This window comes from Paraburkholderia fungorum (assembly GCF_046027605.1).
Lineage (GTDB): Bacteria > Pseudomonadota > Gammaproteobacteria > Burkholderiales > Burkholderiaceae > Paraburkholderia > Paraburkholderia fungorum_F.
In genome coordinates, this window is record NZ_JAQQEF010000091.1 from 1 (window position 1) to 757 (window position 757).

The 757-nt window shown below is 58.7% G+C and carries 1 protein-coding gene; it reads right to left on the reverse strand.

Going from position 1 to position 757, the window contains the following annotated elements:
* A partial coding sequence (locus tag PQR53_RS38875; RefSeq protein WP_408465898.1) for an IS6 family transposase occupies window positions 1–694 on the reverse strand: 694 nt, incomplete at its 3' end.
* Between the last annotated feature and the right edge of the window lie 63 nt (window positions 695–757).

Consider the following 757-nt stretch of genomic DNA (forward strand, 5'->3'; position numbering starts at 1 on the left):
CGAGGTCGTAGAATTGATCAGCGGCGGTCGGATGGGTTCCGCGAGCCCACTTCATCTGTCCTTTCGCGATCATGTGCATAACCTCAATGCCGGCCAGAAGGATCCGGGCACAGCGAAAAGTCTTGAACCCCAGCATGGGCCGCGTGCATCGCTTGATCGCCCGATGGTCCTGCTCGACCAGGTTATTGAGATATTTGGACTGGCGGATCCTGATGGGCGCGTCACGATCGGCATTGATTGCTTCGAGCGCGGCGAGATTGGCGCCGCTTTTGTCGATGGTTACCGTCTCGGGTACACCGTTCTGGGCGATTGATTTCTCGAAGTAACGCCGGGCCGCAGTCTTGTCCCGATGGGCGCGTAGCAGAAAGTCAATGGTGTTGCCATCCCTATCGACGGCCCGGTAGAGATACCGCCATTCCCCCTTGACGCGAATGTACGTCTCGTCCATCCGCCAGCGCTTACCAACTGGCCGCTTGCGGTGGTGAAACGCTTTCTCCAGCACCGGCAACAGCTTGATGGCCCAGCGGTGCACAGTCGAATGATCGACAGAAACGCCGCGCTCAGCCATCATTTCTTCGAGGTGCCGCAGGCTCAGCGGATAGGCCACGTACCAGCGCACGCAAGTCAGGATCACGTCGAGCGGATAATGCAGGCGTTTGAGCACTCGGGCCACCGCCGGATTCAACGTCTTCATCGAGCTTTCAGTCGTTCGTGTCGTTCCGCACATCATAGCGGACCGCCTTACTGCAACAGAACC